Raw genomic sequence first — 11,414 nt, forward strand, 5'->3', positions numbered from 1 at the left:
GGTCGCGAGATCGTGGACCGGTCCGGCAGCGTCGCCGGTGCTCGCTCCACCTCGGCGTGAGCGTAGGGAGCACCCCCGCGAGGGGCCGGGTTGTGGTCGCAACGAAGGTTGTGGTCGTTTTGTTCACGGACCCTCGGCTACCGCACCTGCCGCCACCCGGTGCACACTGGCGTCCGTGAGAAGAGCGATGACGCTCCGAGCACAGCTGCTGATGCTGCAGGTCGTCATAGTGCTCGTGCTCGTCTGCACCACCGGTCTTGTGGCGTCCACCCTGCAGGAGCGCCAGCTCCGTGATGCCTACGTCGACCGGATGACCGGGGTGGCGCAGTCGGTCGCGCGCCTGCCCGCCATCCTCGACGCGTACGACGACGAGGACCCGTCCGCAACGATCCAGCCGATCGCCGAGGTGATCCGCGAGGCCTCCGAGGTCACCTACGTCGTCGTCACCGACGAGAACGGCGTCCGCTACTCCCACCCCGACCCCGAGCAGATCGGGCGGCGGGTCTCCACCGACCCCTCCGTACCACTCTCCGGGCACGTGTGGACCGGCACCCAGACCGGGACGCTCGGCACGTCCTGGCGCGTCAAGGTGCCGGTGTTCGGCCACGCCGCCGACGACGCCGCCCCGGCCCCCGTCATCGGCACGGCCAGCGTCGGCATCCTCGAGTCCGAGCTGCGCGCCGACCTGACCGACGACCGCGGCTGGCTGCTCGGGGCGCTCGCCGTCGCGGCGGCGGTCGGCGTGCTCTGCGCGGCCTGGGTGACCCGCCTCGTCCGCCGCCGGATCTACCTGCTCGAGCCGGAGGACATCGCGGGCCTCCTGGAGACCCGCGGCCTGACCGACGCGCTGCGCTCCCAGTCGCACGAGTTCGCCAACACCGTGCACGTGATCTCCGGGCTGCTGGAGCTCGGCCGCACCGAGGAGGCGGTCGCGTTCATCGAGCGGTCGGGCTACGGCGGGCTGCTCACCGCGTCCGCCGTGGCGCCGGGTGTGCGGTCCCCCGAGCTCGCGGCGCTGCTCCTGGTCAAGACGATCACGGCACGGGAGCGGGGGGTGGTCCTCGACGTCGACGACGCGTCGACGCTCGACCCGCCCACCACGCCGGAGGCCTCGTCCCTGCACACGGACGCGCTCGTGGTGCTCGGGAACCTCATCGACAACGCGGTCGACGCCGCCGGCCCGCAGGGCCGGGTCCGCGTGCTCCTGCACGTCGACGGCGAGCTCCTGCGCCTCCGGGTGGACGACGACGGCCCCGGGATCCCCGCCAACCTGCACCACCAGGTGTTCAAGGCGGGGTTCTCCACGAAGGTGCACGGCGACCGCGAGCACAGCCGCGGCATCGGCCTGGCGCTGGTCCGGCGCGTGGTGGACCGGCGTGACGGCGAGGTGGTCATCGACACCGGCGACCTCGGCGGGGCACGGATCACCGTCGAGCTGCCGGCGTCGGCGTCGGCGTCGGCGTCGGTCGAGCGCACCCCGGCCGCCGTGGGAACCAGGGAGACGACATCATGACCGACCAGGCACGGACCCTGGTCGTCGAGGACGACCCGGCGGTCGCCGTCGTGCACCGGGGGTTCGTGGAGAGCCACCCGCGGTTCGTGGTGGTGGGCGAGGCCCGGAACGGCGCCGACGCGCTGCAGCTCGCGTCCGCCCTGCGTCCCGACCTGGTGCTGCTCGACCTGCACCTGCCGGACATCGGCGGGCTCGACGTGCTCCGGCGGCTGCGGCTGCTGCCCGGCCCGCCCGTCGACGTCGTCGCCACCACTGCCGCACGTGAGCTGGACAGTGTGCGGCAGGCGATGGCCGGGGGCGTCGTCGCGTACCTGGTCAAGCCGTTCACGTCCGCGGCGCTGCGCGAGCGGCTCGACGAGGTGTGGCAGCGGCGCGAGGACGTGCGCCGCGCCCAGACCACCCTCGACCAGGACGAGGTGGACCAGCTCCTGGCCGGGCCGCGGACCGCGACCACCCTGCCGCCCAAGGGGCTCTCCGAGCGGAGCCGCACCCTGGTCCAGGAGGCGCTCGGCCGGCTGTGCGCCAGGGCGGAGGACGGCACGGCGGACGCCTCGGCGGCGGAGGTCGCCGAGTCGGTCGGCATGTCGCGGGTCAGCGCCCGCCGCTACCTGGAGCACCTGGTCGCTGAGGGACACGCGCAGGTCAGCCCCCGGTACGGCTCGACGGGCCGCCCGGAGAACCGCTACCGCCCGGCGTGACCTCGGTGAACCGTCAGAGCGGGGCGGTCAGCGGGTCGGCGTCCGGCTGGATCGGGCCGTTCTCCGTCTCGTACGCGAAGCCCTCGCGGACCCAGTACTCGAACCCGCCGATCATCTCCTTGACGTCGTAGCCGAGCTTCGCGAACTCGAGCGCGGCCTTGGTCGCCCCGTTGCAGGCCGGGCCCCAGCAGTACACGACAACGGGCTTTCCCCGGTCGATGGACCGCTCCGCGCGCAGGCGGACCTTGCCGCCCGGCAGGTGCACGGCACCGGGGATGTGGCCCTGGTCCCAGGACTCCGGAGACCGGACGTCGACCAGCGTGAACGAGGTGCCCGCGGCCAGCGCGGAGTGGACGTCGCTGACGTCGGTCTCGAAGGCGAGCCGCCCGGCGAAGTGCGCGACGGCGGCGGAGGTGTCCTGGGAGATCGTCATGGCCAGAGTGTGCGGAGACCAGGGCGTCGGCGACAAGAGGGCGCGCCCCCACAGTCTCTGAAGCATCCGTAAGCCGCGCTACTCCGAGCCCCTGGAAGAACCAACGCACCCGGGCTGTGTTGCCGAGAGTAGACGTTGTCCACTCTCGGCAACACAGCCCCAGGGGTACCTGTCTCCCTGCCGGCCGTCAGACGTTCTGCAGCAGGTGCGGATGCTGCGCCTCCACGACGTTCGGGTGCGCGCGCAGCCGGCTCTTGAGCCAGTTGTCGCCGAACACCGCGTGCAGCGGGTTCGCCGGGTCCCTGGTCACGCCGGGCGCGTCGGCGGCGAGCGCGGGCGGCAGGTCGATCGTCGGGATGGACGCGTCCAGCGCGGGCCCGTGGAAGTACGGGATGGAGATACGGTCCGTGCCCGGCGCCGGGGAGACGACCCGGTGCAGGGTCGCCTTCAGGTAGCCGTCGGTCGCGATCTCGAGCAGCTCGCCGATGTTCACGACGAACGCACCGGCGGGCGGGACGACGTCGAGCCACTCGCCGTCCTTCTCCACCTGCAGACCCGCCTTCCCGTCCTCGACGGAGAGGAGCGTGAGGACGCCCAGGTCCTTGTGCGCGCCGACGCCCTGTGCGGGCGCGTCCGCCTCGATCCCCGGGTAGCGGGCGATCTTCAGAGCCGGAGAGGGGCGCTCGAACACGGCGTCGAACGTGTCGGACGGCGCCCCGAGCGCCTCGGCCCACGCCCGCAGCAGACGCGTGGCGACCCCGTCGAGCCGGCTCAGCCACTCCTCGGCGACCTCGCGCAGCGCGGGCAGGGACTCGGGCCACAGGTTCGGGCCCTCCAGGACCCAGTAGTCGGGCTTGCCCGGTGCGGCCGGAACCGCAGGGCGCTCGGCGCCGATGTCGATCTGCTCGCGCTGGTCGACGCGACCGAGGGTGCGTTCGCCGCCCATGCGGGTCCAGCCGCGGAAGTGCGGGCTGTTGACGTTCTCGATCGCGCGCTTCTGCTCCTCGGGAAGCGCGAAGAACTCCTCGGCCGTCGCGTAGGCGCGGTCGATGAGCTCCCGCGGTACGCCGTGTCCGACCAGGGAGAAGAAGCCGACCTCGTGGGTGGCGCGCCGCAGCTCGTCGCGGAAGCGCGCCTGGTCGTCGGGGCCGCCGTCGAGCAGCGAGAGGTCCAGTACGGGGATGCCGGGCATGGGAGGGTCCTTTCGAAGGGTGCGTGGGTGCGCCGACAGCGGCGGTCCAGGCATCCGTCGATGGCTCCGCCCCGGCCTCCTGGCCGCCCGGGAGGGCGAACGCAGGAGCCGGCACGTGTGGGTGGATGCGGTGTGAGCGCGGACTGCTGTCGGCGGCGCGAGGAATCGCGCCAGGGGGTCGCCTTGTCGGCGACCGCTCAGCGGCGACAGCAGGAACAGGTAAAGATGCTCACGATGTGAGACACATTAGCACTCCGGCCGGGGGACGGCACGGATCGTGACGCGTCGGTCCGTCATGGCCTCGCGCAGGAACCGGACGACCCGGCGCGCTGCGAGCTGTCAGGCCCACAGGTCACCGGAGTGACCTGTGGGTCTGACACCCGGGGCGGCGTCAGCGGATGCCGTACGCCCGGATCACCGTCTGCTGGACGGTGCCGCCCGACTTGTCCTTCGCGCTGACGCGCAGCGATACGTGCTCGGTGCCGGCCGGCACGTCGAGGCCCGCGGTGTAGACGCCGGCGGCGGTCCGGCGCAGCGTGGCCTTGTGCCAGGTGGCGCCGTCGTCGGCCGACCACCACAGGCTCGCACCGGTGACCTCGCTACCCGTGCTACCCGCCTGATGGCCGACGGTCACCGTGGCGGTGGTCCGACGCGGTGCCTCGTTCCTCAGGTCCATGCCCTTGACCGCATAAGCGACATCGAGGGCCGGCAGGTCTACGGGCTTGGCCGCGGAGCCGCCCGGCTCGGCGTGGAGGTCCCACTCCGTGCGCACCTGCGTGGACCTGCCCCACCAGGACGCTTCCTGCGCCGCGCCGAGCACCACACGGTAGTCGGCACCCCCTGCGGGGATGCGCACCTCTGCGGACGGGTACGTGTTGTCGGCGACGGCCGTGCCGTCCTGCCAGACGCGGAGCCGCGTGCTGTCCCCGCCGAACGACTCGAACGGATGCCTGCCCGCGTCGCTCCAGGGGACGAGGCCGAGGTCGAGGGTGCGCCCGGCGGTGGTGACCGACCCCTCGTCGAGCCGGGTGCTCAGCACCGCGCCGCCGACGGTCGTCCGCGCCTTCTCACCTGGTGCGTACTCACGGGGCTCGGCCTTGAAGTAGCCCTGGTCGGGCTCCTCCGCGCCCGCGTACACCTCGTGGCCCCACGCGACGCCGTTCGCGCTCACGTACTCCGTGCGCCGACCGGGGGTCGTGACGGGGCTGGACACCGCCGAGCCCCAGACGTGACCGGCCGCGAAGCCGACGCGTGCGCTCGCGTTCCGGTGGTCCGCGCCGAGCGCCGCGTAACCGGTAGTGATCGCAGCGGTGTTCCGCTCCGTCGCCCGGAACTTGAACCTGTCCACCACCTCCTGCGCGTAGAGGAGGTCGTAGGTGTACGACGGCGCACGACCCGAACCGGCAGGTCCCGTCAGGACGAAGTGGGCCTGCAGGTCGTACGTGCCGGTGGTGACCGCAGCGGTGGTGGGCGTCGCGTAGACCTTCGCTCCGCCGGTGACCACTATCCCGAAGCCGTAGGGTTCGCCGTCGGCCGCGGTCCGGGTGTCGTCCAGCGCTAGCCAGGTGCGCTCGGCGGGCCGCTGGGTGGTCGCCGTCAGCTCACGCGCCGTCCGCGCGTCGAGGACCAGGGCCGTGTCGTCGGCCACCTCGAGCTCGGGGTGCACCACGGCGGTCGCCTCGGACACCACGGACTCCTCGTTCGTCGTCCACAGGAAGCCCGTCACCGAGTAGGTGCCCGGCGGGACCCGCAGGTCCACGCCCTCTGCGCCGATCTCCAGGTGCTTGCTGAACAGGGCGGGGTCGTCGACGTTCACGATCCGGACCGAGGACGCGCCGGCGTGCGGCTTCCCGTCGCGCCCGACCGTGTCGATGTCGAGGTCGGCCAGGTCGGGCTCCTTGTAGTAGCCGAGCGGGGTGCGGATCTCCTGGCCGTCCGGTCCCGTGGCGGTGACGGCGCCCGAGTAGCGGCGCTCGACGGCGCCGACCGTCGTGTCCACCCGGACGTCGACGGTAGCCGTGCCCTGCGGCGGGACGGTCAGCGTCGTCGCGCTGAGCCGCACGGCCCGGGCCGGCAGAGGCTTGCCGTCCTGGCGGGTCGCCGTGACCGCGAGGTCGAGCGTGACCGCCGCGTCTGTGCCGTTCTCGTAGGTGAGCGTCCGCGTCACCCTGCCCTGCTGCGGGAACTCCAGCGCGCCGAACGACAGCGAGGCGGGAGACGCGATGACCGGCAGCTCCAGTGCGGCGGGCAGGTAGATGCGGCCGGCGCCCTCGTCGAACACGCTTCCGCTCGTGTGCTGGGCCGAGCCCATGAGCACGGCCTTGAGCTGCTGCGCCGACAGGTCGGGCCGGGCTTGCTTGAGGACCGCCGCCGCGCCCGCGACATGCGGTGCGGCCATCGAGGTGCCGCTCCAGGCCACGTACTCGCCCGTCCCCGACTCCGGCTTGGTGCCTACGGCGCGGGCCGCGACGATCTCGACTCCCGGCGCGGTGACGTCCGGCTTGATCGCCTGGTCGACCGCTCGCGGGCCCCGGCTGGAGAAGGGGGCGACGTCGTCGGCGTCGTCCACGGCGCCCACGGTCAGTGCCGAGCTCGCGGCCCCCGGGGTCGACACCGTCCCGTACCCGCCGTCGTTGCCCGCCGCGACGACAAAGAGGGTCCCGTACCGGGCACTCAGCGTGTCGAGGGCCACGGAGGTCGGGTCGGTGCCGTCCGTGTAGTTCTCGAACTCGCCGAGGCTCATGTTCACGACGTCGGCGCCCTGGCCGGCGGCCCACTCCATGCCGTCGACGACCGTCGACATCTCGCCGCCGCCGAACTCGTCGAGCACCTTGCCGACGAGCAGGTCGGCCCCCGGCGCGACGCCACGGTTGGTGCCGTCCGACGCGTCGCCGGAGCCCAGCGCGATCGAGGCGACGTGCGTGCCATGACCGTAGAGGTCGTCGGTGTTCCCCGAGCCGGTGAAGTCCTTGGACCCGACCACCACGTCGTCCAGGTCCGGGTGGGTCCGGTCGAGGCCCGAGTCGAGCACCGCCACGGTCACGCCCTCACCGGTGTAGCCCGCTTCCCAGGCCGCGGGGGCGCCGATCTGGGGCATCGAGTCCTCGTCGAGCGCCTGGACGGGTGCGTCCAGCCACACCTTGACCTCGGGCGTGGCCGAGCGGGCCGCCGACCCCGACGCGTCGCGCCGCAGCCCTGCGAGCAGGTCCGCCGCCGCCGCGCGGTCGAGGTCCGCCGAGATCGCCCCTGCCGACTCGAGCGTCCGCTCGGGTTCCAGGCCGAGCGCCGCCCATTCGGGCTGCGGCCGGTCCCGTGCCGTGCGCTCACCCGACGACTGCTGGTCGCCCCGCAGGGACGCCTCCCGCGCCGCGACCGCTTCCTGCGCCACGGCGGCGTCCTGCACGATGACCGGGACGGTGTCCCGGTGTGCGTCGTCGTACCCGGCCGCTACCAGGCCCGAGACGTTGAACAGCGCGCGGTCCATCCGGCCGGGCACGAGGTCCGCGACGTCCTCGGGGATCACGTAGAGCCGGTCGCCCTCCGTGATCCGCTGGAACGTCATGCCCTCGCGTCCCGCACCTGGCGTGACGGCCGCCGAGCTGCGCCCGTCGGGATGCCGGGTGAGCGTTACCCGGTCGCCGGTGATCAGGGTGACGGACGCGGTGGTCGTGGTCCCCGGCCCCGTCAGCGCCGCCGGCCCGACGGCGGCGCTGTCGCCGTCCGTTCCCGCCGCGGCGGCGCCGAGCGTCCACGCCGGTACCCCCGCCCCCATCGCGACCGCCACGGCGAACGCCGCCGCTACCGCGCCTGTTCTGGCACGCATCTGCTGTCCCCTTCGTGAGAAGCCGGCGGCATGAGTGCCGCCTCACGGGGGGTGACGCGCGAGCCGTGCAGAAGGTTGGGCGAAGGATTCGGCGTCGTGCCTGCTCAGGGCGCCAGGAGGGGGGCACCACGCGCGTGCCGCACGACGTCGAGGCCGTGCGGCACGCCCGCAGCGGGGCCCGGTGTCAGCGGATCCCGTAGGCCCGGATCACCGTCTGCTCGATGGTGGTGCCCGCCTTGTCCTTCGCCTCGACGCGGAGCGAGACGTGCTCCGTGCCCTTCGGCACCCGGAGGTCGGCGGTGTAGACGCCCGCACCCGTCCGGCGCAGCGCGGCCTTGCGCCAGGTGGCGCCGTCGTCGGGCGACCACGAGAGGCGGGCGCCGGTGACCGCGCCGCCCGTGCTGCCTGCCTGGTGGCTGACGGTCACCGTTGCGGTGGTCCGCCTCGGTGCCTTGTTGGCCAGGTCCGTGCCCGCGACGTCGTAGGCGACGTCGAGCACGGGCAGCTCGACCGACGCGCCGGAACCAGCCGGCTCGGCGTGGAAGGCCCACTCCGTGCTCACTCGCGTGGACCGGTTCCACCAGGGGGCGGCCCGTTCGGCGTCGAGGACGACGCGGTAGTCGGCTCCCTCGGCCGGGACGGGGACGTCGGCGCGGCGGTCGTCGACGTCGATCACCTGGGTGCCGTCCTGCCACACCCGCAGGTGCTCGGACATGTCCTCGCCCGAGGACGCGTGTCCCTCGCCATCGGTCCACCCGGGGAGGACAAGTGCGAGCCAGTCACCCTGGGTCTGGAACAGACCGTCCTCGCGGAGCCTGGTGTTGAGCACCGCGGTGCCGAGGGTCTCAGCCCCTTCCTCGCCTGGTGCGAACCTGCGGCGCTCACCGTAGAAGTACGCCGGCTCCGATCCGTCGTCCGGCGCAAGCCTGCTGTTGCGACCCCATTCCACGTCCGGGCTGAGGTAGGCGGTGTGGACGCTGCCCGGCTCGACCGGACGGTTGTACCCGTTCGTCTGGATCCACCACCTGTTGGGGGCCTCGCCGAACCACACGGCATCCACGTTCGCGCCAGGGCCGAGATCGGCGTGGCCGACCTCGACCGCCGCCGTGTTCTGGGACGTCGCCTCGAACGCGAGCTGCTCGACGGAGTCCTGGACGAACAGCAGGTCGTACGTGTACTCAGGGGCCTGCCCGCCGGTGGTCGGCGCCGCCAGGGCGAACCCGGCGCTGAAGGCCAGGGTGCCCTCGGTGACCTCCTCGGTCGGTGTCGCGTACACGTCGGCGGCGCCGGGGAGCCTGGTGTTGGCCAGGTAGAGATACTCGTCGGGCGCGTCCGTCCGGAAGACGCCGAGAGTGGTCCGCTGGCGGTCCGCGGGCCGCTCCGTGGTGACGGTGACCGGCTCTGCCTGGCGCGCGTCGAGGACCACGGTGGTGTCGCCGGTCACCTCGACCTCGGGTTCGACGGCCGCCGTGAACTCGGTGATCGCTTCCGCGGCGTCCTCTGCCCACAGGTCGCCGGCTATCGAGTAGGCCCCGGCGGGAACGCGCACGGTCTGCGTGCCGCCGTGGAGCCGGACGACCTTGCCGAAGGCCGAGCCGTCGTCGACGTTCAGCACGCCCGCCTGGGCGTGGCGAGTGTCGCCGCCGTACGGCTCGCCGTCCCGGCCGACGGCCTGGATCGTCAGGTCGTAGACCTCGGACTCCTTGAACCAGCCGAGGGGCGTGCGGATCTCGCCGCCGCCGTCAGTGGTCGCGACGACGGCGCCGGAGAAGGCTCCGAACTCGCCGGTGGTGCGGTCCACCGTGACGTCGACGGTGGCGGTGCCCTGCGCGGGTACGGTCACCGACACCGCCGAGAGCGAGGTCGCACCGGCCGGCAGCGGTTCGCCGCCCGGGCCGGTCGCGTCGACCGCGAGGTCAAGCGTGATCTCCGCGTCCGTCGGGTTCTCGTACGTGAGGGTCTGCGTCTCCGACCCCGCCTGCGGGAACTCGAAGGTGTTGAAGGAGAGCGACGACGGCGATGCCTCGACCCGCTGTTCCAGGGCAGTCGGCAGATAGATCCGGCCGGCGCCCTCGTCCCACACCGTCCCGGGGGTGTCCTGGGCGGAACCCATGAGGATCGACTTGAGCTCCTGACCCGTGAGCTCCGGCCGCGCCTGCTTGAGCACTGCCGCGGCGCCCGCGACGTGCGGGGTCGCCATGGACGTGCCCGAGGCCGAGACATGAAGGTCGTCGACGACGGGGCCCATCGTCGTCCCGGCCGCACGGGCCGCGACGATGGCGTCGCCAGGGGCGGCCACGTCGGGCTTGAGGGCGTTGTCCCCGCCGCGCGGTCCCCGGCTGGAGAACCAGGTGACCTCGTCGCCGTCGTCCACCGCACCCACGGTCAGCGCGGCGTCGGCAGACCCGGGGGCGGACACCGTCCCGCTGCCGTGCTCCCCCTCGTTGCCCGCGGCGATGACGAACAGCGCGCCGTACTCGGCGCTCAGCGCGTCCACCGCCAGGGACGACGGATCCGTCCCGTCGCTGTAGAACCCGGGCTGACCGAGGCTCAGGTTGACGACGTCGGCGCCCTCGGCCGCCGCCCACTCCATCCCTTCGATGATCCAGGACGTCCTGCCGGAGCCGCGGTCGTCCAGGACCTTGCCGACCAGCAGGTCCGCGCCCGGGGCCATGCCGCGGTTCACGCCGCCGGACGCGTCGCCCGAGCCGAGGGCGATGGAGGCGACGTGCGTGCCATGCCCGCGACCGTCCGCGGTGGTCCCCGCGCCGGTGAAGTCCCGCGACCCGATCATCACGTCGTCGAGGTCGGGGTGGGTGGTGTCCACGCCGGTGTCGAGCACCGCGACGGTGACGCCCGCACCCGTGTAGCCCGCCTCCCAGGCCGCGGGCGCGCCGATCTGCGGCGACGAGTCCGCGTCGAGCGCCTCGACCGGGGCGTCGAGCCAGACCTTGAGGTCGGACGGCGCGGCGGCTGCCGTCCGGGCGTTCGCCGTCCGGCCGTTGACCGGCTGGTCCTTGAGGGCCGTCAGCAGGTCGGTCGCCGCGTCGGCGTCCAGATCCGTGGCGACCGCGCCGACGGACTCCAGCTCGCGCTCCGGCTCGATCCCCAGGCTCGCCCAGTCCGGCTCGGCTGCCGCCGCTCGCGCGCTCTTCCTCGCCGTCCCGCCGGAGGCGGCGGTCGCCTGCACGATGACGGGGACGGCGCTCCTGCGAGATTCGGTGTACCCGGCGTCGGCGAGGCCCGCGACGTCGAACAGGGCCCGGTCGAGGCGGTCAGGGACCAGGTCGGCGACGTCCGTCGGGATGACGTACAGGCGGTCGTTCTCGATCTGCTGGAGGAAGCCGACCTCGTCGCGCCCTTCGCCGGGCTCGATCCCGAGGATCCGGACGTGGCCGTCCGTCTGCGTGAGCGTGACCCGGTCGCCCGTGATCAGCGTGACTGTCGAGGTCGGGGTCAATGGGGCACCGGACGCCGCACCCGGCGTCGAGAATGCCGTGCCGGACGTCGTGGCGGCGGGCGGATCGCCGGGTCCAGCGGCCGCGGCCACCGTTCCCCCGCCCACCAGGACCGCGGCGAGCACCGCTGCCGCACCTGCTCTGACGCGCATCTGCTGTCTCCTTCATGAGGAAGCCGGTGGCATGAGTGCCACCGCAGGAGGGCAGACGAACGAACAGGTCAGGCGGTTGGGGCCGCCCACCTGTCAGAAGCTCGCGGACGTGTCAGACCCTCAGGTCACTCAGGTGACCTGAGGG

General features: G+C 73.0%; 6 protein-coding genes. 2 read left to right on the plus strand and 4 right to left on the minus strand.

What is annotated here, in order from left to right; translation table 11 throughout:
• Nucleotides 1-175: 175 nt before the first annotated feature.
• Together ACFWE2_RS13355 and ACFWE2_RS13360 are read left to right on the plus strand one after the other, a co-directional pair.
• Nucleotides 176-1,513, plus strand: a complete 1,338-nt coding sequence (locus ACFWE2_RS13355; RefSeq protein WP_377224710.1) for an ATP-binding protein — start codon at nt 176-178, stop codon at nt 1,511-1,513.
• Complete coding sequence (locus ACFWE2_RS13360) at nt 1,510-2,211, plus strand: response regulator (RefSeq protein ID WP_377224711.1); 702 nt, start codon at nt 1,510-1,512, stop codon at nt 2,209-2,211. Before ACFWE2_RS13355 ends, ACFWE2_RS13360 begins: the two co-directional genes overlap by 4 nt.
• Before the next feature lie 13 nt (nt 2,212-2,224).
• Here ACFWE2_RS13360 and ACFWE2_RS13365 read toward each other — a convergent pair whose 3' ends face one another.
• The 4 genes from ACFWE2_RS13365 to ACFWE2_RS13380 form a co-directional block, all read right to left on the minus strand.
• Nucleotides 2,225-2,644, minus strand: a complete 420-nt coding sequence (locus ACFWE2_RS13365; protein ID WP_377224712.1) for a rhodanese-like domain-containing protein — start codon at nt 2,642-2,644, stop codon at nt 2,225-2,227.
• 187 nt (nt 2,645-2,831) lie between these two features.
• A complete protein-coding gene (locus ACFWE2_RS13370; protein WP_377224713.1) occupies nt 2,832-3,836 on the minus strand; it encodes an isopenicillin N synthase family dioxygenase in 1,005 nt (334 codons plus the stop codon).
• Nucleotides 3,837-4,227: 391 nt separating this feature from the next.
• Complete coding sequence (locus ACFWE2_RS13375; protein ID WP_377224714.1) at nt 4,228-7,659, minus strand: S8 family serine peptidase; 3,432 nt, start codon at nt 7,657-7,659, stop codon at nt 4,228-4,230.
• Between the two features lie 184 nt (nt 7,660-7,843).
• Nucleotides 7,844-11,269 carry a S8 family serine peptidase gene (locus tag ACFWE2_RS13380; protein ID WP_377224715.1) on the minus strand — a complete coding sequence of 1,142 codons (3,426 nt, stop codon included), beginning with the start codon at nt 11,267-11,269 and terminating at the stop codon, nt 7,844-7,846.
• Between the last annotated feature and the right edge of the window lie 145 nt (nt 11,270-11,414).

Source organism: Promicromonospora sp. NPDC060271 (assembly GCF_042726755.1).
GTDB lineage: Bacteria > Actinomycetota > Actinomycetes > Actinomycetales > Cellulomonadaceae > Promicromonospora.

Bases quoted from the DNA above. Each gene is read 5' to 3' on its own strand.
- ACFWE2_RS13360 (WP_377224711.1), top strand. From the start codon at position 1,510: ATGACCGACCAGGCACGGACCCTGGTCGTCGAGGACGACCCGGCGGTC.
- ACFWE2_RS13365 (WP_377224712.1), bottom strand. From the start codon at position 2,644: ATGACGATCTCCCAGGACACCTCCGCCGCCGTCGCGCACTTCGCCGGG.
- ACFWE2_RS13370 (WP_377224713.1), bottom strand. From the start codon at position 3,836: ATGCCCGGCATCCCCGTACTGGACCTCTCGCTGCTCGACGGCGGCCCC.
- ACFWE2_RS13375 (WP_377224714.1), bottom strand. From the start codon at position 7,659: ATGCGTGCCAGAACAGGCGCGGTAGCGGCGGCGTTCGCCGTGGCGGTC.
- ACFWE2_RS13380 (WP_377224715.1), bottom strand. From the start codon at position 11,269: ATGCGCGTCAGAGCAGGTGCGGCAGCGGTGCTCGCCGCGGTCCTGGTG.